The sequence below is a fragment of the Legionella qingyii genome (assembly GCF_003184185.1).
This window is the reverse complement of the sequence record NZ_QHJG01000005.1, coordinates 81,084-100,566: the sequence shown is the minus strand read 5'-3', so window position 1 is coordinate 100,566 and position 19,483 is coordinate 81,084. Positions and strand designations below refer to the sequence as shown.

Genomic DNA, 19,483 nt, shown 5'->3' with positions numbered 1-19,483 from the left:
GTTTTTATTTAAATTGTACGAAATATGACTTAATGAACCCAAAAAATCCATTTTGCTCAATTTTAGGTGAATCGATTAATATTTTGTTATACAATACATTCTATAAAAGATCTTAAGAACTATAGCAATGAAGATTTTTAGTAAACAAGGCGTAGGTTTTCAAGAGGTTTATACACACAAAGATACTCTTCCAAAAGGTATAGAGCAACCAGCAAAGAAACCATTTATCATCGTAACATTACCCGCTAGTTCTAAGAATCTTGCTTATCTACTTAACAATTTTCCCCAATTTAAAAATCTAGCGTACACAGAGGTTAAAGAACAGACACTAGTATTAACAATTACCAGCAGCAGAAAGGTTTGCCTTGTTATTAACGCGATTCGTTCAAGCTCTGATTATAATCACCAGGCCAATAGAGCTTTACTCGAGCAATTAAAGCAGCTCCATGATGAGCTAGCCAATGCAACAAAAAAGCACCATCCACCACCAAAAAGTAAAGAGAGCACACAATATACTCCTGTTCAAGCTGAAATTAAAAGAGAAAAATATGCCCCACAACCTTCTCATAGCGCTCAAATAGTAAAAAAAGTTGATAAAGACGCAAAAGAAATTTTAAAAAAAGATGAATCTGGAAGACGAATTACTGAAATTGAAGCCTTCAATGGCATGTGTTATCGCCTTCTATTAAACGACCGCACCCCCAGTGTTAGAAGTGTCCATGACAGTAACGGTAATCGAGTTGGGGTTATTTCCAGGGCCATCGATGATTTTCAATCTTTGCATGATTACTATTCAATACAAAGAGAAAAGACTGGCCGCTACGGATCGCCGCGGCAAAGTGACCTAGTAAAATCAGGTATTGGCAGAATATTAGCTGCAGCCTATACTGAGGAAGAGAATGATTTGCATGGCGGGAATATCGGCTATGATCCAGTCAAACAGATATCCTACAAAATTGATCACGATCAAGCGACCTGGCCAATAACATCAAAATATCAAGGTATAAATCCGAATAAGCCGCTTTTCCATGATAACCATAGAGCCTATGGTATAAAACCTAAAGATGCTTTTCCCATAACTCAAAAGGATATTACCAATTTCCCGCATTTAAGCGATGCGAAACCACGTAATTTTCCTGATCAGGCTGATGGTGGCGTTTTAGCTCTTGGAGGGATTGAGGATAATCCTGATTTTATCAAGGATGTTTTTTCGATTTTTCTTAAACGAGCTTTATTTGACGAGCAAATTTATCGAGCCATTGCTAAGGAAACGATCGAGAATCCTAAACTACAAGAAGAATTAATAGCTCACAAAACCCGGCGTAGCGAGCTACTCAAAACAGAGCTTATAAAAAACAGAAAATTTTTAAATTTTCTGCTCCAAAATCCTAATTTAAAAGAGCAAATTATTGGTGAGTTTAAAAAATATAATGCTGACCATGGTGAATCTAGTCCTTTGCGCCTCGATCTTGAAGATTTAGGAAATAAATTTGATAGCCTTGTTGAGGATACATTAAAGCAGATAGTGCCGAAAGATACCAAACTTTTTAAAATCCATTATAGCCCAGATCAAGATGTAAAATCCTATGAATATAAAACAAAAGCAATCGATTCATCTTTGCGAAAGCAAGAAACAAAAGAACATCTCAAATCAGAACTTGATCTTAACGACATTGAAGCTGAGTTTATTTTTAATAGGATATGGAAAAGTGATCCGACAAATATTAAGAGAAATGCAGAAAAAACGCTTGAGGAAATTTTCAAGGATATCCTTAAACTTGATGGTCAAGTGGGCTTTTCCGGGGGCGAAAAACGAAAACTAGACATGGGTCGCGAAATTAAAATACCCAAAGGTGTTGCCGCTATTTTTGATCTGTATAACAAATATAAAAAGGGCGAAATTCAAACTGCGGTTGAGACTTTAGAGGCGATTATTGCACAAGCAGCTATTGCAAATAGCTATCAGGGACATACTTTGTTTAATCGCCGTCAGCCTGCAACATCTGATTTTTACAATAATATTGTTTCTATTCAGAATAGAATACTTTCGAAAGATGTGAATGATGCAGTGATACCAAAGACACAACTATATAAATGAGTCAGGACTTACAAAAAATCCCCAATCCCTTCGTTAAAAAATGTTTTTAATTCGGTCATTTAGTCTATCTAAACTCCCTCATTAAAAACATTTTTTGCCTCGACCTTGGGGTTTTTCGTAAGTCTTGTGAGTTTTATAAGCTACGCCTGGATCTCAATTGGACCTTTTGCTAAGATGAGGCGAGTTTTCAATGAAGTTTGGATGCCATGTTGGAAGATATCCCTGAAGAAGTTCAAGAAATAATATATTCCTTCTTCAAAGAAAGAGAACTTTTTCTGACAAGTCAGGTATCTCAGCGCTCTTTAAGAATTTCAAGACGACAACTTTTGGAAAAATCCTATTCTTTTATTCAAAATTTAATAAAAACTCCTTTAGAAAGTTCTTCTTTATCGAGTTTATTAATCAATATGCATAGCGCTTATAATGAAGCGTGCAAATTTGAAAAAATGTTCATTACATTCAAAATTGAATTTAAAGAATTATCGTCTGCTGATTTATTAAATATCAGAAAAAGCATTATCCACATTTCACTTGATCATATCAAAAAGAAAATACAAACCCCGTCTGTAGAATATGATGAAGAAACTCAAAAGCTTATGACCCAATACGATGCATCAATAAAAAAGGACGGTATAAGTAATGAATCACGCTCTAGCTTATATGAAAATCTTTACGCTAAAATGGAAGAACAAACGAATAAATATAACGCTTTTTTAAAAAAAGAATTGGCGCTATGGCAGGCTCGCATTGAAGAGTTCGATTCGGAACATAATGTAATTAATCTTATGCCAAATAGATCATTTTCTTAGCCATAATCCAACATAATAAAATCTGAGGGTTCAGTGTTTTATCAATAGGTGCCCCAAAGGGCAATATAAAGCATTAAATAAAGGATGTGAATCATCAACGGGAAAACAGAGACTATGGGGGCACTTCCAGTAAATAAAAACAAGAAATCCGAATTTTGACCTATTTTCACATCATCTTTAGAGAATATTGCATCCTCTCCTGTTGTGAGCTTTTTTATCTTCCCCTGCTATAGTATTGGATTTATCAACTTTTTCGAGACAATCCCTAAAGGAATCGATATGCGCAAGGTTTTGATAGGCTAGGTGCTGAACATCTTGTATTAGCAGAATTAGTTTCTCAGTAAGCAATAATTTTGCTGATTCAAGATCGTCAATATTTTCATCATATAAATCCATGAAGCCCTTTTTTATACGTTCACTCTCGACATTAATTGATTTTGGAGATTTCTCTAAAAGATAGTCTTTGACTAATTTATTTATGCTTGTTGCAAATTTATGATTCGCCTTGATTTGGAGTAATTGATAGGCGTCTGTTAGAAAATTATAAAGTTCATCAACATAACAAGTATCAAACATTGCTTTTAACTCTTTTGTAACATCTTGCTTAATGGCTATTTCCAAATGGTGGCATATACAGTTTAAAGATTTAGTACACATACATGTCCTTATCGAGGATAGTAAACCAAATATATTAAAAATGGCCACACTGTGCAAATAATATTATTAACGGAATCATCAAATTTACACCTGTGGGCGGTGATTTCGGGATACTTATTAAACCTGGTAAATAAACAGCCTTGGATTTTATTTACCTCAGTGGGGTGACTTATAATTTAAAGGGTAGATGTGTAATAGAACCAATTTGACTTTATTTTAATTTATATTTCGATAAACGAAGCCTGGATTCTACTTCATTGCTTCCAGGCTATAAGATCATTACAACAAGTTTATTTACTAAATTCTTCGAACGCTTCTAAAGCTTCAGCGGCATACATTAAAGAGGGACCACCTCCCATATACACAGCCATACCTAAAGTTTCTAAAAGTTCTTCGCGTGTCGCTTGCAATTTAATTAATGTTTGGGAATGAAATCCGATACATCCAGGGCATTGTTTAGCAACAGCCAAAGCCATGGCAATTAATTCTTTAGTTTTTTTATCTAGGGCACCATCTTTGGTTGCTGCTTGAGCTAAAGCCGAAAATCCAGACATTACTTCGGGCATTTCCTTACGCATTTTAGCTAATTGAGTACTAATATCTTTGGTAACTTGAGAAAATTTATCTGACATTTAAAAAGCTCCTTTTTGTAATCACTCATTCTTGCTTATCATCTTCCTTGTTATTAATGCGACAACAAGTCAATGTTTTAGTTTGAGTCATTATTTTTAATAATATACCTAGAAGGCACTCTAATGTACCGCATTACTTTATTCAGAAAAAGATTCTTGATTAAGAAACAGCTCGATTTAAGGTTTCCTTAGCTAAAGTTAAACGGCGCTCTACTTCCCCTAACTCCGCTTTTAAATGCAAAATTGCACTGGAATTGTGGCTATGTCTGAGGTGCTCCAAAGACTTGGTCATTGCCTGTTGTTGTGCTACAAGCGTATTAATTTCCATTTCAAGATCGTTTATCCATTGTTGCCTGGTGCTTAACATCTTTATGCCGAAGGAAACTTTTTCTTCTGACTTTTTTTTGCCCTGATGCATTTGACATAAGACAACCAGAATATTAATTTTTTGTCTGATTCGCTCAGCCAGATATAAAGCACTACGCTTGTTTTGTTGTTTGGATAATGCATGTATGTCCGCTTTAATTTCTGCGATACATCCAGCCCCATTGGCCTCTGAGGCTAAACGGAATACCCCTTTAGGCAAACGTTGAATTGAAAAAAATGAGCCGAGCTCGCTAATCTTCCATTCCAATTCAGGTAATCTTGCCATTAACTGGCTCAGCAATTCATTAGATTCTGTTGGTATGTCCATTATGCTTTTTGTCCTTACAAATCCTATTTACAGAGGATCAGGAACGTCTGCAAACATCTTAATCTGGAACAGCGGCATCCAATATCGCTGTTTTTTCTCGTGACCAAGAACTTACAAATGGTGGTAAACACATGAGAATTAAGCCACCAATTAATGTCAATTCATAGCGGGCCATACCGCCTACATTAATTCCTTCTGGTGGGATAAAACTCACTGCCAAAGTAGCACATACCCCAACAATTCCTACACCTGCAACAAATAACATACCTACTAAGCCGCCAGGGATTGCAAAAGGTCGATGATGATGTGGCTCGGCAATCCGCAATTTAATTGCAGCTGCAAACATAATAAAATACATCAGCATATATAATTGAGCCGCTAAAGCGGTTAGCAACCAATAAGATCCATTCACACTGGGCATAAATAAGAATAAACCCGACAATATAGTGACAATGCTTGCCTGAGTAAACAGCATAACAACCGGTGCACCTTTTGCATTCGTACGTTGGAAATAATCCGGTAAGTTACCATCTTCTGCCGCAACCAATAATCCTTTTGTCGGAGCAATTATCCAGTTACTCACGCCACCAAGCCCACCTAAAACCAACATCACAGCAACTACCGGCATCATCCAATACATGTGGTAACTGGAAAAGAATGCTTCAAATGCTTGCATAATTCCTGCTACTAAATTGATGTCCTTTCCAGGCAAAACAATTGCAATCGCCAAAGAGCCTAGAATTAATGTGCTTAAAATAATTCCCACTGAGTAAATTAATACTTTGGGAAAAGCATGCTGTGGATTGTTCACGTCATTCGCGTGAACAGTCGCAATTTCAATACCACAAAAAGACATGATGATTGCAGTTAAGGAGACCCACATGGACTTGTCATCTAAATGAGGTACGATACTTGGAATATCAAATTGAATTTGCAACGGATTACCTTGCGTAACCCAAAAAGCCCCAAGGCCGATAATCAACGACATAGGCAATAACAAACCTGCAAGAGAGCATAAATTACTGAATGCGGCTGAAGATTTCATTCCCCGCAAATTTAATATGGTAGCCCCCCAAAATGCGCTAACAATTACCGCCCAAAGAAAATAAGGGTTGCTCGTCAATGCAGGATTAATCAAATAACCAATAGTCCCTGCGACAAAAGATAGAATCGTTGGATACCAAATTACATTTTCAATCCATTGCAGCCAAATGGCTAAAAAGCCCATCTTTTTACCAAAAGCCTGTTTCACCCAAATATAAATCCCACCCTGTTTTGCCCATCCTGAAGCCAGCTCTGCAGAAACCAAGGCAGTTGGGATTAGAAAAAATAAAGCACCTAAAACAAAATAAAAAATTAATTGGCTACCAAATAAGGCCGTAGCAGGTAAATTGCGTATACTGTCTACAGAACCAACTGTTATCATAGTCAGACTGAAAATTGTCAGTGAATGTTTTTTATCGATCATCGCATTCCTTCAGTGCAGTTTTGGGCGAGCAGAAGCCTAATTATATAAAAAGTTAGCTTAAGGAACCCTTAATAATCGGGCAATAATTAAACAAAATGTTCCTTGATTTTATTTACTAGCCCATAGATTTTTAGCTTGCACTGTAAAATAACATGATTTAAGGAGAAAATCTCTGCATTTTTTCCTGTCTTTATGCACAAAATCATTAGCTCAAGCCAGAGAAGTGAACACCACTCAAACCTCCTTCTTCAAATAAAAATTAAAAAAAATTTTTGAACAACGCACCCGCTCATAACTGAACAAGCTGATGGACTGAAAAAATCATGTAAAAAGCGTAATCAGCAGCGGTCAGTTTTTTAGATTTGATTATAATGATATCTATGGAATTAATTCTTAAGATTTTAAGTAAGAAACAACAAGCCTTGACTTGCCTCAAATTAGATCATGGGGTGGACAGTTTCATATCATAGCTTCTCTGTGCTATAGTTCCTATTTTTTTCGGGTAATAGATCATGTTTGAAACCTTAACCGAACGGTTGACCCGCTCCTTTAAAAGTCTACGAGGGCAGAGTCGATTAACTGAGGACAATGTACAACACGCTCTGCGTGAGGTCAGGATGTCACTGCTTGAAGCAGATGTTGCCTTACCTGTTATTAAGGAATTTATCGAAGAGGTAAAACAAAAAGCTCTTGGACAGGCCGTTTTAACTGAGTTAAATCCTGATCAAGCTTTTGTTAAAATCGTTCATGATGAATTAATTCATATCATGGGTGATGAGCGTGCTGAGCTTAACTTTAAAACCCAACCGCCTGCAGTATTTCTAATGGCAGGATTGCAAGGTTCAGGAAAAACAACCAGTACTGCAAAACTAGCCCGCTATTTAAAAGAATCTGAAAACAAAAAAGTAATGGTGGCCAGTGTCGACGTTTATCGACCTGCTGCAATACAACAGCTTAAAGTATTAGCAGAACAAATAGATGTCACCTTCTTCCCCGCAGAAGCAAACGAACAACCACTTGCTATTGCTAAAAAAGCGCTTGATGCCGCGAAAAAACAATATATGGATGTATTGCTGCTCGATACTGCAGGGCGTTTGCACATCGATGCCGACATGATGGCTGAAATTAAAGCCTTACACCAGGAAATACACCCAATTGAAACTCTGTTTGTTGTAGACAGCATGACTGGACAAGATGCTGCAAATACAGCGAAAGCTTTTCATGAAGCCTTACCATTAACAGGAGTCATTCTCACCAAAACAGATGGTGATGCTCGTGGCGGTGCGGCTCTATCTGTAAAACAAATTACCGGACAACCTATCAAATTTATTGGTAGCGGTGAAAAAGTAGAAGCTTTGGAACCATTCCATCCCGAACGAATTGCTTCAAGAATTCTTGGCATGGGTGATATTCTTACCCTAATTGAAGAAGTTGAACGGAAAGCAGACAAACAAGCGAGTGAAAAACTAGCTAAAAAGTTGAAAAAGGGAAAAGGTTTTGATCTGGAAGACTTTAAACAACAACTACTGCAAATGAATAATATGGGCGGTATTGCTGGCATGATGAGCAAACTACCCGGTGTCAGTCAAATGATGCCGCAACAGGCAATGAAGCAAGTCAGTGATAAAGCTATGGCACAAACCATTGCCATTATCAATTCCATGACCCCCAAGGAACGTCGTATCCCCAAGCTTATTGTGGGTTCACGCAAGAAACGCATTGCGTTGGGTTCAGGAACACAAATTCAAGATGTGAACAAATTATTAAAGCAGTTTGAACAAATGCAAAAAATGATGAAAAAATTTACAAAACCTGGTGGAATGCAAAAAATGATGCGTGGAATCGGTGGTATGGCAGGGTTAAAAGGCATATTACCCGATGATTTTAAATAATTCGCAAGAATTACTTCACATGCCGAATTAATTTTCGTACAATACACGGCATTTTTACGTAACCACTCTAAAGTAGAGGAAAACAATGGTCGTTATACGTTTATCAAGAGGTGGCGCCAAAAAGCGTCCGTTTTATCATATGGTCGTTACTGACAGCCGCAAACGTCGCGATGGCAGTTATATTGAGCGTATTGGTTATTTTAACCCTGTAGCTCGTGGACAAGAAGTGCGTCTGCATATTGATGCAGAAAAATTGAGCCACTGGCAAAAAGTAGGGGCACAATTATCTGATCGCGTCAGCGCTTTAGTTAAAGAATTTAATAAAAAAGGCGAAGCTGCTTAATAACGTGAATAATCAGGAAAACTGGATAATAATCGCCCGTTTTGGGCGGCCTCATGGTGTTAAAGGTTTTGTTACGGTTCATTCCTTTACAGAACCTCGTGATAATGTTCTAAAGTATGCAAATTGGCATGCCTTTATTAACAATAAATGGCAACCAATCAAGTTGTTGCGTGCTGAAGTACAAAATAAATCCATCATAGTCCAAATTGAAGGTTATCCTGAGCGTGAGCTTGTAGCTCAACTCACTAATATAGAAATTGCAGTTCAACAGGAACAACTGGAACAACTGAAACCAGGCGAATATTACTGGCATCAGCTTATAGGCATGAACGTGATCAACCAACAAGGAGAATCTTTTGGGAAGGTCATTGAAATAATCCCTACAGGTGCAAATGATGTGCTGGTTGTAGAAGGTAATAAAAGACACTTAATACCTTATTTACCTGGAAAATTTATATTAGATGTTGACGCCAGCCAGCAGTTAATTACTGTTAATTGGGATATGGATTTTTAAGTGGTGCTTCATCTTGGAGTAATCAGCTTAATCCCTGAAATACTTAATGCCTTGAATTATGGCGTTACAGGCAGAGCCATTGAACAAGGATTAGTTAAAATCGATTACTGGAACCCAAGAGATTGGTCTTCCAGGCCCTATAGGCAAGTTGATGACAAGCCTTATGGTGGTGGCCCGGGAATGGTTATGATGTACGAGCCCTTAAAAGGGGCGATTATGCAGGCACGTAGTCAAATGCCTAGTCATTGTAAAACGATTTACCTAAGTCCTCAGGGCAAGGTAATTCGTCAAAGTGACTTGAATAAAGTGGCAAATGACAAACAACCCCTGCTCTTTATTGCCGGGCGATATGAAGGAATTGATGAGCGTATTCTTCAAAATTATGTTGATGAAGAATGGTCTCTTGGAGATTTTGTTTTAAGTGGTGGTGAGCTGGCCGCTACGGTATTTATCGATGCGATTATTCGCTTAATACCGGGGAGCCTAGGGCATCTTGGTTCAGCAGAACAAGATTCATTTATGAATGGTTTACTGGATTGCCCTCATTATACTCGACCAGCAACCGTTGACGGATTAGAGGTGCCATCTGTTTTATTAGGTGGTAATCATAGAGATATAGAACTGTGGCGGCGAAAGCAATCTCTGGGTAAAACCTGGCTTAAACGACCAGATTTACTTGAAAAAATACAGTTATGTGAAACAGACCAGCAATTGCTTGCTGAGTTTAAGTATGAACACGGTGATTCCTAAAGGATGAACCAATTTGAGGAGTAGTCCATGACTAATATTATTGACCAACTGAATGCTGAGCAAATGCAAGGCAAGGAAATCCCAGATTTTAATCCCGGCGATACTGTTTTGGTTCAAGTGAAAGTAATTGAAGGTAACCGTGAGCGTTTACAAGCTTTTGAAGGTATTGTCATAGCAAAACGTAATCGTGGTTTAAACTCTGCATTCACTGTTCGTAAGATTTCACACGGTGTTGGGGTTGAGCGTGTTTTCCAAACTTACAGTCCAATTGTTGACAGCATTACTGTAAAAAGACGTGGTGATGTACGTCGCGCTAAGCTTTATTACCTACGTAATTTGGCTGGCCGTGCTGCTCGCATCAAAGAAAAGTTAGCAGGTAAAAAAGCGGATTAATATAAAATTCCATGAAAAATTGCAATTATCCCCGTGCACACGGGGATTTTTTTTGTGACAAAAAATCTCTTCATTTGAGGCTAAAATATCCTTAATTCAGTAAATATAGTTAATCCAAGGTTTTTCTAAAAAGTAAAATTGCTGAAATAACAATGAGTACCATGAATAATAGTATGGGCCAGATATCGGACCATAAAATGCTTAAATCAGCACCCTTCAACATAATATTACGTGTAATTCTTAAAAAGTGAGTTAACGGAATTAATTGACCGATGTCTTGAGCCCAAAGCGGCATTCCACTGAATGGGAATAGAAATCCAGAGATCATTACAGCAACTAAAATATAAGCATTTGTTGAAGCAACAGCTTGGAATTGAGTCTTGGCAAACGCAGAAATAGCTAATCCCATGGCTAAACTTCCAATAGAGTATGGCGCCATAATTAAAAGATAAAGTAAGAAGCTTCCATAAAATGGCACCGAGAAAACAAAAAATGAAATGATCAAGAGCATAAATAAGATAAGATAACCCACTATAAAATGCGGAATAACCTTACCCAAAATAATATTTGCTGCACTAAGGGGCGTGATTAATAGTGTTTCGAAAGTACCCACCTCATATTCAGCAGTAATTGACATCGCAGTTAAGAGCGTAAGTGTTGTAAACATCAATACAGAAATTAATCCAGGGATAATATTATATTGTGAGAAACCTTCAGGGTTAAATTTGGCATGTATATCAAATTCAAACGGTGTTTTTTGGGAAGAAAGATAATCAAAAGAACCAGAAAGATCTCGTTCAAACAATCGAGCTGGCAGAGCTGCGGCGGCTCGAAAGGCATTTGAAATCGCAACTGGGTCAGAGGCATCCGCTTCAATGAGTATATGTGGTTTTTCTCCTCTCAATAAATCCCTTGAGAAATTAGGAGGAATATTAATAACAAAAAGTCCCTTTCCGCTAAGTAATAAATTCTCTGCTTCTTTTTCAGTTTGAGCAAAAGAATTTAAGGAAAAGTATTCTGTGTGTTTAAAACCCTCTAGTAATGTTCGAGTGAACGAATTAATCTCAGAGGATATAACCGCTGTTGGTAAATATTTGGGATTAGTGTTAATCATAAAACCAAATAGTAGTATCTGCATTATTGGAACTAAAAATAGAAACAAAAAAGTAGAAATGTTTCGTTTGATCTGGATAAATTCCTTTTTAGCAACCGCCAGAACGCGACAGAGTTCAATTTTTATCATTTATAATCTCTGCTCACCAAACGTAGAGAGCCAAACAAATACATCCTCCAAAGTCGAATCAATTATTTTTCCATAAAAAAATTCATTTTCGATATAAGGCTGGATTGCTCTGGATAATTCCTCCTGATTTTTACTGCTTACATGGAGTGTATTATGGAATCGTAAAACTTGATCAACGCCCTCCGTAGATTCTAATTGATGGGATAGCATCGCAATATTTTTTCCTTTTATCTCCCAGGTCGTTAAATTTACAGAATTTAAAATTTCTTCAATCGTTCCTGACATAAGGGTTCTTCCATAACACATGTATGCAATTTTATTACATTTATCTACTTCATCTAAATTGTGTGAGCTCAATAAAATGGTGATTCCTTCTCTTGATAATTGATGCATTAATTCCCAAAACTCTCGTCTTGCTTTAGGATCAATATTAGCAGTTGGTTCATCCAATAATAACAATAAGGGATCATGCAATAAAGAAACAGCTAATGATAAACGTTGTTTCCACCCACCAGACAAAGTTCCTGCGATCTGATTTTTGTATTGTTCCAAATCAAATTTGTGCAAATATTTTTCTATTTGATTTTTTCTATCTACTACTCCGTAAACCTCAGAGAAAAAAATCATATTTTCGTAGACAGTAAGATCCTTATATAGACCAAAATTCTGCGACATATATCCAACGAGGGCCTTGATCTGACGAGATTCTGTTACAATATCAAACCCAACACATTCACCAGAACCTGAATCAGGAGTAATCAGTCCACATAACATTCTTAAAGAAGTAGTTTTTCCCGCTCCATTTGGTCCAAGAAATCCATATATATCACCATATTCAACTTTAAGATTTAGATTTCTCACTGCCTGATATTTATCGAATTGTTTCGTTAAATTGCTTACATCGATAATATAATTGCTTTTATCCATAAAATACCTGTTAAAAATTTTATTCGAATATGCTTATTATTCATACATGAAACTGTAAGATTGCATTCTTGATGTATGCTTCCCTATTTCGTTCCCGAAATCTTCATAAGAATTTTTTGAAATAAAGATGGGCGATGAATAGTTATGAATTTTTTAACAAGCTCAGCCTCTATAACTAACAATTCGCTATCAATTTTTGCATAAGCCTGTTCTTTTCTTTTCATATCCGTCATAAATTCAGAATCCCCGAACATTTGATTTATTTTAATAGCTGTAGAACTACTATTTTTTAAACAAAGAAGAACAATCTCCCCTTTAAGGAGGTAATAACAAGCATTAGCAATATCCCCCTCTTTATACAAACAAGAGCCTGCTTTGACCTTAATATTTTTTGCTGTTTTCACCATGGTCTGTATTTTCTCATGGGAAAAATCGCTAAAGAGATGATGAGCGCGAATAAACTGAATTAAAAGAAATTCTTCGCTTAACTTTTTTAAATTAGGATACTTTATTTGTGGCTGTTCCAAAAAGCCAAGAAAGTCATAAAGACTGATCTTTAGTAACTGCATAGGAGTAAGTGCTTTCACTGTGGCCGTACGAAGTCCAGTATGTGAAACAAATCCTTCTGAGGATAAACCGATAATATCTCCTTCTCTTAATTCAGAAATACGCATAGTCTGCTTTTTTCCCAGTGAATGCACCTCTCTTGATACTTCTGCTCGTCCTGAAACAATAAGAAAAATACAATCAATTGGTTCACCTTCAACAACAATCACTTGCTCTGCTTCAACAGATTCAGGTTTTGCGTATCCGATTAACTGATGAGCATTTGAGCGATTGAGAAGACAGAAAAGAGGATGTTGTAAAATAAGCTCCTCACACTGTTCAAAGTTCATTTTCATAAATTATCTGTTCTCTCATAAGCTTTGTATTACCAAGTTATTAATCTAATGTTCTTCTAAAAAGTAAGATTCCAAAAAAAATAATAACTACCGAAAACAAAATTATAGGCCAAGTATCAGGCCACAAAATATCAAACCCGGCCCCTTTTAACATGCTATTTCGAGTAATCCTTAAAAAATGAGTCAATGGAATAGTTTGGCTTATCGATTGCGCCCAATGGGGTACACCAGTAAAAGGAAATAAGAAACCAGAAACCATAATTGCAACAAGACCATACGCATTCGTTAAGCCTACAGCTGCAAATTGTGTTCGAGTAACAGCTGAAATAGCAAGTCCCGTGCCCAAACTTGAGATAGAGTATGGCGCTAAGAGTAATAAAAACAACGAAAAGCTACCATGAAATGGGATGGAAAAAATAAAATAAGCAATTGCTAATAATATAAATAAAAGTAAATACCCTAAAATGAAATAGGGTATCACCTTGCCAAAAATAATATTGGCTGGAGTTAAAGGTGTTATTAATAATGTTTCGAATGTTCCTCGTTCAAATTCTGAGTTTATAGATACCGCCGTTAAAACGGTTAACGTTGAAAAGATTAATAACGCAATTAGTCCTGGTATGGTATTGTATTGAGAAATATTTTCAGGGTTATATTTAGCCTGGATATCAAAAATAAAAGGCGCCTCACTGGAGGCTAAATAACTGAGTGATCCTTTTAAATCATGCTCAAATACTTTCGCAGGTAATTCAGATGCTGCACGAAATGCATTTGAAACGGCTACAGGATCTGACGCATCAGCCTCAATTAATATATGCGGGTGCTTTCCTCGTATTAAATCCCGGGTAAAATTAGGTGGAATATTAATAACAAAAAGAACTGTTCCACTCAGTAATAGTCGCTCTGCTTTTTTTTCATCTTCCGTTATTGTTTCAATTGAAAAATAATTCGTGTTTTTTAGACCTTGTAATAACGTTCGAGTAAAAGAGGTATCTTCCGAAGTAATGACAACGGTTGGGAGATGTCGGGGATTAGTATTAATAATCGCACCAAATAATAATATTTGGATAACTGGAATGATAATTAGCCATGAAAAAATCAAAATATCACGTCTAATTTGAATAATTTCTTTCTTTGCAACCGACCAGATACGAAGAAATTCATTTTTAATCATTTATCGTCCTTGAATGAGAACTGGAAGTACTAATTTTTCTCAAACAAATTTCTGAAATTTTCTCAGAAAAATACCCATAGAAGGTAAGGTGTTTTGACAATTCATCTTCATCACCTACGTACCGTGATTTGTTCGCGGAATCGGGAATGGATGATAAAGCTGAAATGTTTGGTTATTAATCAAATCGATCGTGAATTCCGCGAACAAATCACGGTACGTGGGCTACGATGAATTGTCAACACACCTTAGTTTTTTTGATAAGAATCTTAATCAATTATGTTGTATCGTATCTTAATATGATCCGGACTAACAATCTATTGATCGTGAAGGTTTAATACCTTTCTTACTAAATTCAGTACCATTTACAAATTTTAAACAACATGATGCAAAGAACAACTTGAATGCATCGGCTATGTGACTGATGAACGTAGTGATAGCGGAACGATATTGATTTTCTTTGGATATATATTGTCAGATGTTACTATTTGATGGTAAGTTTTTTTATTTCAGCCAATTGAATCAAAAAATTCATTTAAGATCAAAATAATATGCAAGAATTTATTCCTAGGTGGTTGGTTCTCTTAATGAGTAGTGCATTGATTGTGGGCTGTAAGGAAAAGAACAATTCATTGCAGGGATATGTCGATGCTGATTATATATATATCTCAAGTAATTTTTCAGGCAATCTTATTAGCCTTGATGCCCCAAAAGGAACTGCAATTAATAAAGGAGCGCTGTTATTCAGCCTGGATGCACAGCCACAACAATCCCAACTCAAAAAAGCTAAAGCAAATCTTAGCCAGGCTTTGGCACAAGTAAAAGTAAAACAGGCCGATCTTGACTATCAAAGTAAATTATTGGCTCGTTATCAAAAACTGATAAAATCAGGCGGAGTCAGCCTTGAACAACTTGAAGAAGTAAAAAATAATTATCTTAATGCCGAAGCATCTTTAATATCCCAACAGGCATTAGTCGAATCCTCGATGGCAGAATTAACACAAGCAAAATGGAGTGAATCAAACAAAAAGAGATACTCTTCAATCTCAGGCTATGTTTATGATACCTATTATAATGTTGGTGAATTAGTATTATCAGGACGTCCTGTATTATCTATTGTTACACCTGAAAATCTAAAGGTTATTTTTTACATTCCTGAACCTTTACTATCAAAGTTAAAATTAAAAAATCAAGTTACCATCAGCTGTGATGGATGTAACGACACCTACACCGCGACTGTAAGCTATATTTCTTCAAAAACTGAATATACCCCTCCTTACATATTTAGTGAAAACTCAAGAACAAAATTTGTTTATCGAGTGGAGGCAAAACCAGTAAAAACAGCATTTAATTATTTACATCCAGGGCAACCGGTTAGCATCAACTTGGTTTTATAATCGTTTTAGCGACTCAATTCGCTAATTAATGATCCATTTATATAAGAAGATCAAATGCAAAAAATTTATTTATTTTTATGCACAATAATCCTTACGAGTTGTAAGGTTGGACCTAATTTTCATTCACCAGATGCTCCCAAAGCAACTCACTATAATACTAGCCCTTCGAAAACTAAAACAGTCAGTGCTCATAGTCGAGCAGGCCAACCGCAACGATTCAATTTTAAAAAAAATATATCCAAATCATGGTGGGAAATATTTCATTCAAAAGAATTAAATTTATTCATTGAAAAAGGATTAAAAAATAACCCTTCAATCGCAATGAGCAAAGCTAATTTGCGAAAAGCCCAAGCCAATTTGCTTGCTGAAGCTGGGCCTAATTTATTCCCTACTGTCGATACCCAATTTTTAGGAAGTCGTGAAAGAAATAGCTTGCTTGCTACAGGAATTAATCTTACACCTACCCCAGGAGCGACACTTCCATTTTCCTCCGTAAATACATTCGATCTTTACAATGCCTCAATCAGTGTTAGATATAATCTTGACTTATTTGGCGGTAATCGCCGTCAGTTAGAAGCTCTAAAAGCAGCAATTGATTATGAGCGTTTTGAATTGGAAGCTACTTATTTAACGTTAACAGCAAATATAGTAACAACGGGGATCACAATTGCATCTTTGCAAGAACAAATTAAAACAACAAAAGAACTTATAGAGTGTCAAAAAAAACTGGTGAAATTAGAAAATAACAACTATGTTCAAGGACACACATCCAGGCTTGATTTACTCAATAGTGAAAATCGACTCAAGGAAACTCAAGCGCACCTCCCTATCCTCAAAAATGATTTGGCTAAAAAGCATAATGCTCTTGCAGTCCTTACAGGATCATTGCCGAGTGAAACAAAATTTTTTGACTTTACGCTACAAAATATCCAGTTACCCCTAGATCTGCCAGTTACACTTCCTTCACTTCTTGTCAAACAAAGACCGGATATAAAATCCTCTGAATCATTATTGCATAAAGCAAGTGCTGAAATTGGTGTTGCAACTGCGAATCTATTCCCTAAATTAAATATAGGTGCTACCTATGCGTGGTACTCAACTGCGCTGAGTACCTTGTTTAATCCAGCTAATAACGTATGGAATTATGGTGGTCAAATAGCTCAAACACTTCTTAAAGGAGGAGCATTACGTGCAAAACGCAAAGTTGCCATTGCCACGTATGATTATGAACTTGCACGGTATAGGAAAGTGGTACTTGAAGCCTTCCAGCAGGTAGCAGATGTATTACATGCTTTAGAGTTCGATGCTGAATTGTTGCGTGAACGAGCAAATTCAGAAATAAATACACTTGAACATTTTAAAATAGTGAACATGCAATACCAACTCGGTAAAGTAAACTATTTGGCTGTATTAAAAGCAAAAGAATCCTATTTAAAAATACATTTAAAAGTAATTCACGCAGAAACAGCTCGTTATAATGACACCGCGGCGCTTTTTCAATCACTTGGTGGCGGATGGTGGAATAAGAGAGGGCTAAAGACTTGATGCCTAGTGTTTTTTTACATCGAGCTCGTATTCAACTCTTTTTCTTGCAGTGGTTGGAGCGGTTCGAAGTTTCGCTAGATTTAATTTCATTAAAATTGTGATGTAAAACCAACCCAGATCAAATTCCGAATCCTGGAAAGAAAGTTTGGCGGATGCTGGATTATTATGATGGTTGTTATGTAATTCTTCTCCATTCAACAAAATACCTATATGCATTAAATTACGTGAATTATCCTTTGTATTAAAGTTTCGATAACCACATTTATGGGTTAGAGCAGCAAATGCTCCAAATAAGACAGCAGTAATCACAAAAATATTTATATCCCACATTACCATCCCCCACAAACCAAAGAGCAGAATGTATACAGTTAAAAAGATTATTAATCCTAACGATTGAAATTTAGTGAAAATAAATTTCTCAAGCGCATCATTATCTGAGATATTTCCGTACTTTTCTATTAGCGATGAAGGGTTGCATTGAGCACAAATTTCAAAGCCACTCAAGAACAGATTAAATGTTCCCTTATAGATCGGACTATGCGGATCAGCTGGCAAGTCTGCTTTTTGATGGTGCAATCGATGAATTGAAACCCATTCAGCTCGGTTTAGTCCTGTAGCAATCCAGAGCCAAAAACGACTAAAATATCTTATAACCGGTGTAAGTTCAACTGACCTATGTGTTTCGCATCGATGTAAATAAATACTGAACACAACAATCGTTATATGGTACACAATAAGACAAAATATTAATTTTCCTTTCCATCCCAGATCCCATAGGCCATAAATAAGAATTTGGTTATTAGAAATAAGACAAAAAAGCAAATAAACAAAAAGAAATGACGATACTATTAAAACGTCTTTAGATAAGATTCTTTGATTTATAATCTTCATTACAACCTCTCGGCCCACAACACTGGGATATATCCTGTTGGATTTATTCCTTATGTATTAAAAATAATCATCCGGCATTACACATTTTCGTCCAAAGATTTTATTACTTCAGTGCCAGTCCTTAATTCAAGTGGAACTTTATTAAGATCATAAACAATCTTAATTTTTTCTAAAAAACATAATAAATAATAAGTGATATCTATTTGCCACCAGCGAAATCCCTGGCTAGCTGATCGTGGATAATAGTGATGATTATTATGCCAGCCTTCACCCAAGGTAATTAACGCTAAAAGAAAATTATTGCGGCTTTCATCTCCTGTCTCAAAGGGTTTTGTACCCCATACATGACAAAGTGAATTGATAGTAAACGTAGCATGGAAGAGAGCAATTGTTGAAATAAAGCCCCAAACAACTAACTGCATACCATTAGTATGTAGCTGAGGATAATAATTTGCTAGAAAACTACCTGTAAAATAAAGGATGAAAAGTAAACAAATGGGTACCACGTTATCATAACGATTCAACCAGCATAATTCCGGATATTTTGCAAAATCCTGTATCGCTTTATAGTCTGTTTTAAAATTTTCCGAATAAAAAATCCATCCAACATGACTCCATAATAAACCATGTTGTACCGGAGAATGAGGATCTTGTGATTGCTCTGTATAGCGATGATGATGACGATGATGGCTTGCCCACCAAAGCGGTCCTCGTTGTACAGCTGCATTACCGATTACAGCGAAAATAAATTGCCAAAACCGATTGGTTTTAAATGTCTTGTGTGAGAAATAACGATGGTAAAAGCCCGTTATTGCAAACATTCTAAAAAAATAAAGGAGCATGGCCGTAAAAATAGCGGTAAAGCTCCATCCTACCCAGAACACAGCCAAACAACACAGATGGAGAAGTACAAAAATAAATGCTCGGGCCCAATGTATCGTACCTTGCTTTAGATTGTTCTCTTTAAGACTCGCATCAAACCATCCATGTATGGAGAACATTAACGATTTGAATTTCATTTTATTACCTCTGCAAATGAAAATTCGTTATCTACAAGAAATATGAAATAGGCATGAGACGTTGATATTTTCCATTAAACTTAAGCATGATAGTTCATTTTATAAAATGAACGTGCTTTTACATCAAATGAAAAAATA

Annotated in this window: 19 protein-coding genes; 9 read left to right on the top strand and 10 right to left on the bottom strand. The window is 36.3% G+C overall.

Going from position 1 to position 19,483, the window contains the following annotated elements:
• Positions 1–127 precede the first annotated feature (127 nt).
• Both DGG96_RS04225 and DGG96_RS04220 read left to right on the top strand, forming a co-directional pair.
• Positions 128–2,098: a hypothetical protein gene (locus DGG96_RS04225; protein ID WP_110141714.1), complete on the top strand. Its 1,971-nt coding sequence runs from the start codon at positions 128–130 to the stop codon at positions 2,096–2,098.
• A 206-nt stretch (positions 2,099–2,304) separates the two neighbouring features.
• Entirely contained in the window at positions 2,305–2,907 is a 603-nt protein-coding gene (locus DGG96_RS04220) for a hypothetical protein (RefSeq protein WP_110141713.1), read from the top strand.
• Between the two features lie 177 nt (positions 2,908–3,084).
• Here the strand turns inward: DGG96_RS04220 and DGG96_RS04210 are convergent, their stop codons facing one another.
• From DGG96_RS04210 to DGG96_RS04195, 4 genes are all read right to left on the bottom strand, one after another.
• Positions 3,085–3,564: a hypothetical protein gene (locus DGG96_RS04210; protein WP_110141712.1), complete on the bottom strand. Its 480-nt coding sequence runs from the start codon at positions 3,562–3,564 to the stop codon at positions 3,085–3,087.
• A 290-nt stretch (positions 3,565–3,854) separates the two neighbouring features.
• The gene (locus DGG96_RS04205; RefSeq protein WP_058466692.1) at positions 3,855–4,196 is read right to left on the bottom strand and encodes a carboxymuconolactone decarboxylase family protein; all 342 of its coding nucleotides are present in this window, start codon (positions 4,194–4,196) and stop codon (positions 3,855–3,857) included.
• A 160-nt stretch (positions 4,197–4,356) separates the two neighbouring features.
• On the bottom strand, positions 4,357–4,890 hold the full coding sequence (locus DGG96_RS04200; protein WP_199739208.1) for a hypothetical protein: 534 nt from the start codon (positions 4,888–4,890) through the stop codon (positions 4,357–4,359).
• A gap of 58 nt (positions 4,891–4,948) precedes the next feature.
• Positions 4,949–6,358, bottom strand: coding sequence for an APC family permease (locus DGG96_RS04195; RefSeq protein WP_110141710.1), 1,410 nt, complete (start codon positions 6,356–6,358; stop codon positions 4,949–4,951).
• Between the two features lie 512 nt (positions 6,359–6,870).
• Between DGG96_RS04195 and ffh the strand changes: the two genes are divergently transcribed.
• From ffh to rplS, 5 genes are all read left to right on the top strand, one after another.
• Entirely contained in the window at positions 6,871–8,250 is a 1,380-nt protein-coding gene (ffh, locus tag DGG96_RS04190) for a signal recognition particle protein (RefSeq protein WP_110141709.1), read from the top strand.
• 85 nt (positions 8,251–8,335) lie between these two features.
• Complete coding sequence (gene rpsP / locus DGG96_RS04185; RefSeq protein ID WP_058466696.1) at positions 8,336–8,593, top strand: 30S ribosomal protein S16; 258 nt, start codon at positions 8,336–8,338, stop codon at positions 8,591–8,593.
• Between the two features lie 4 nt (positions 8,594–8,597).
• Positions 8,598–9,107 (top strand): ribosome maturation factor RimM, encoded by a 510-nt coding sequence (gene rimM, locus DGG96_RS04180; RefSeq protein WP_110141708.1) that lies wholly within the window; start codon positions 8,598–8,600, stop codon positions 9,105–9,107.
• Positions 9,108–9,857, top strand: a complete 750-nt coding sequence (gene trmD / locus DGG96_RS04175) for a tRNA (guanosine(37)-N1)-methyltransferase TrmD (protein ID WP_110141707.1) — start codon at positions 9,108–9,110, stop codon at positions 9,855–9,857.
• Between the two features lie 27 nt (positions 9,858–9,884).
• Positions 9,885–10,250, top strand: coding sequence for a 50S ribosomal protein L19 (rplS, locus tag DGG96_RS04170; RefSeq protein ID WP_110141706.1), 366 nt, complete (start codon positions 9,885–9,887; stop codon positions 10,248–10,250).
• A gap of 109 nt (positions 10,251–10,359) precedes the next feature.
• Here the strand turns inward: rplS and DGG96_RS04165 are convergent, their stop codons facing one another.
• The 4 genes from DGG96_RS04165 to DGG96_RS04150 all read right to left on the bottom strand — a co-directional run bounded on the left by DGG96_RS04165 (position 10,360) and on the right by DGG96_RS04150 (position 14,496).
• On the bottom strand, positions 10,360–11,493 hold the full coding sequence (locus DGG96_RS04165; RefSeq protein ID WP_110141705.1) for an ABC transporter permease: 1,134 nt from the start codon (positions 11,491–11,493) through the stop codon (positions 10,360–10,362).
• On the bottom strand, positions 11,494–12,420 hold the full coding sequence (locus DGG96_RS04160) for an ABC transporter ATP-binding protein (RefSeq protein WP_110141704.1): 927 nt from the start codon (positions 12,418–12,420) through the stop codon (positions 11,494–11,496).
• An 83-nt stretch (positions 12,421–12,503) separates the two neighbouring features.
• On the bottom strand, positions 12,504–13,322 hold the full coding sequence (locus DGG96_RS04155; RefSeq protein ID WP_110141703.1) for a cyclic nucleotide-binding domain-containing protein: 819 nt from the start codon (positions 13,320–13,322) through the stop codon (positions 12,504–12,506).
• Between the two features lie 40 nt (positions 13,323–13,362).
• The gene (locus DGG96_RS04150) at positions 13,363–14,496 is read right to left on the bottom strand and encodes an ABC transporter permease (protein WP_110141702.1); all 1,134 of its coding nucleotides are present in this window, start codon (positions 14,494–14,496) and stop codon (positions 13,363–13,365) included.
• Between the two features lie 584 nt (positions 14,497–15,080).
• Here DGG96_RS04150 and DGG96_RS04145 point away from each other — a divergent pair.
• Positions 15,081–15,890 carry an HlyD family secretion protein gene (locus DGG96_RS04145; protein ID WP_233590499.1) on the top strand — a complete coding sequence of 270 codons (810 nt, stop codon included), beginning with the start codon at positions 15,081–15,083 and terminating at the stop codon, positions 15,888–15,890.
• A 54-nt stretch (positions 15,891–15,944) separates the two neighbouring features.
• A complete protein-coding gene (locus DGG96_RS04140; RefSeq protein ID WP_110141700.1) occupies positions 15,945–17,435 on the top strand; it encodes an efflux transporter outer membrane subunit in 1,491 nt (496 codons plus the stop codon).
• A 3-nt stretch (positions 17,436–17,438) separates the two neighbouring features.
• On the opposite strand, the gene DGG96_RS04135 is transcribed toward DGG96_RS04140, so the two are convergent.
• Both DGG96_RS04135 and DGG96_RS04130 read right to left on the bottom strand, forming a co-directional pair.
• Positions 17,439–18,326, bottom strand: coding sequence for an acyl-CoA desaturase (locus tag DGG96_RS04135; RefSeq protein WP_110141699.1), 888 nt, complete (start codon positions 18,324–18,326; stop codon positions 17,439–17,441).
• 77 nt (positions 18,327–18,403) lie between these two features.
• Positions 18,404–19,345 carry an acyl-CoA desaturase gene (locus DGG96_RS04130; RefSeq protein WP_110141698.1) on the bottom strand — a complete coding sequence of 314 codons (942 nt, stop codon included), beginning with the start codon at positions 19,343–19,345 and terminating at the stop codon, positions 18,404–18,406.
• Positions 19,346–19,483: the final 138 nt, after the last annotated feature.

Excerpts from the sequence above, each read along its gene's own strand:
- DGG96_RS04165 (WP_110141705.1), bottom strand. The coding sequence starts at position 11,493 with ATGATAAAAATTGAACTCTGTCGCGTTCTGGCGGTTGCTAAAAAGGAA.
- DGG96_RS04155 (WP_110141703.1), bottom strand. The coding sequence starts at position 13,322 with ATGAAAATGAACTTTGAACAGTGTGAGGAGCTTATTTTACAACATCCT.
- DGG96_RS04150 (WP_110141702.1), bottom strand. The coding sequence starts at position 14,496 with ATGATTAAAAATGAATTTCTTCGTATCTGGTCGGTTGCAAAGAAAGAA.
- DGG96_RS04195 (WP_110141710.1), bottom strand. The coding sequence starts at position 6,358 with ATGATCGATAAAAAACATTCACTGACAATTTTCAGTCTGACTATGATA.
- DGG96_RS04145 (WP_233590499.1), top strand. The coding sequence starts at position 15,081 with ATGAGTAGTGCATTGATTGTGGGCTGTAAGGAAAAGAACAATTCATTG.
- DGG96_RS04220 (WP_110141713.1), top strand. The coding sequence starts at position 2,305 with ATGTTGGAAGATATCCCTGAAGAAGTTCAAGAAATAATATATTCCTTC.
- rpsP (WP_058466696.1), top strand. The coding sequence starts at position 8,336 with ATGGTCGTTATACGTTTATCAAGAGGTGGCGCCAAAAAGCGTCCGTTT.
- DGG96_RS04205 (WP_058466692.1), bottom strand. The coding sequence starts at position 4,196 with ATGTCAGATAAATTTTCTCAAGTTACCAAAGATATTAGTACTCAATTA.
- DGG96_RS04135 (WP_110141699.1), bottom strand. The coding sequence starts at position 18,326 with ATGAAGATTATAAATCAAAGAATCTTATCTAAAGACGTTTTAATAGTA.
- DGG96_RS04210 (WP_110141712.1), bottom strand. The coding sequence starts at position 3,564 with ATGTGTACTAAATCTTTAAACTGTATATGCCACCATTTGGAAATAGCC.
- DGG96_RS04160 (WP_110141704.1), bottom strand. The coding sequence starts at position 12,420 with ATGGATAAAAGCAATTATATTATCGATGTAAGCAATTTAACGAAACAA.
- DGG96_RS04130 (WP_110141698.1), bottom strand. The coding sequence starts at position 19,345 with ATGAAATTCAAATCGTTAATGTTCTCCATACATGGATGGTTTGATGCG.
- DGG96_RS04225 (WP_110141714.1), top strand. The coding sequence starts at position 128 with ATGAAGATTTTTAGTAAACAAGGCGTAGGTTTTCAAGAGGTTTATACA.
- rplS (WP_110141706.1), top strand. The coding sequence starts at position 9,885 with ATGACTAATATTATTGACCAACTGAATGCTGAGCAAATGCAAGGCAAG.
- DGG96_RS04200 (WP_199739208.1), bottom strand. The coding sequence starts at position 4,890 with ATGGACATACCAACAGAATCTAATGAATTGCTGAGCCAGTTAATGGCA.
- ffh (WP_110141709.1), top strand. The coding sequence starts at position 6,871 with ATGTTTGAAACCTTAACCGAACGGTTGACCCGCTCCTTTAAAAGTCTA.
- DGG96_RS04140 (WP_110141700.1), top strand. The coding sequence starts at position 15,945 with ATGCAAAAAATTTATTTATTTTTATGCACAATAATCCTTACGAGTTGT.